Origin of the sequence: Solibaculum intestinale (assembly GCF_040096205.1) — a bacterium.
In the GTDB taxonomy this organism is placed as follows: Bacteria; Bacillota; Clostridia; order Oscillospirales; family Acutalibacteraceae; genus Solibaculum_A; species Solibaculum_A intestinale.
Genome location: NZ_JBBMFD010000069.1, coordinates 1 through 551, shown reverse-complemented (window position 1 = coordinate 551; position 551 = coordinate 1). Strand labels below are relative to the sequence as shown.

The following is a 551-nucleotide window of genomic DNA, read 5'->3' as shown; positions in this document are numbered from 1 at the left end:
CCGGATGGTCTGGGGGCAGTTTTTCCCCGACCAATGGTTGTGCTGCACCACGTTGCTGATGGGGATGGAGTAATCCTTCATTAGCTTCGCCACCAGCCAGGCGGCGTTTTTCTTTGTCTGCTCGAAATCGCCGTCCGCATTCACGCACAGCTCGATCCCAATGGAATGCAGGTTCCCGGTTCCGTATGCGCCATCACCTGCATGGCTTGCACACTCGTTATCCGGGATATGGTGATAAATCTCGTGATCGTCCACCGTATAGTGGTATCCGATTTCCCCGTTTGCGCCGTTCGAGAGCCAGTTTGCGTGGTTCTTCGCTCCGGCTCCTGCGTCCTTGTTGCCGGTTTCGTGGATGGTGATGTAGGATTTCGTGTAGTTCCCGCCCGGCCGGTTGGCATTGGTGGACGGGATGATCTGCTCAATGATGGGTACGTTCATAATCTTACCTCCTAATTTTGTGTATAAGAAAAGCGCGCCCCGAAGGACACGCCTTGCCGTATGAGATAGGTGGATCAGGGGACCAGCGCCTTGATTTGCCCGGTGATGTAGGC

At 55.0% G+C, this 551-nt stretch carries 1 protein-coding gene; it reads right to left on the bottom strand.

What is annotated here, in order from left to right:
- The coding region (locus tag WMO26_RS13565) for a peptidoglycan recognition protein family protein (protein ID WP_349221153.1) at window positions 1-438 on the bottom strand (438 nt) is incomplete at its 3' end.
- Window positions 439-551 lie beyond the last annotated feature (113 nt).